The 245-nt window shown below is 46.5% G+C and carries 1 protein-coding gene; it reads right to left on the bottom strand.

The genetic code is table 11. The features are described 5' to 3' along the window. The coding region (locus ACYQ78_RS39980) for a hypothetical protein (RefSeq protein ID WP_459806212.1) at window positions 1-245 on the bottom strand (245 nt) is incomplete at both ends.

Raw genomic sequence — 245 nt, 5'->3', positions numbered from 1 at the left:
CAGTTCTCTTTCCACTCTTTGCAGCTTCTTCTCTCTTTCAGCCAATTTGCTTCTTGCGGCATCGGCGGCTTGCTCTTGCTCTCGCAAAAGTTCTGTATTCTCTTGCTTCAGGGCTTTCACTTGGGTCTGCAGCTCTTGAACGAGCGCCGTCTTTTGTCGAGCTTCGTTCTCTGCTTTGGCCAATTTGATTTGTGCTTTGTTTTGTGCTCCTTTGACATTTTCACTAACTTTGGCAGTATCATCCA

Source organism: Herbidospora sp. RD11066, from assembly GCF_054661255.1.
This window is presented reverse-complemented; position numbering and strand designations above follow the sequence as displayed.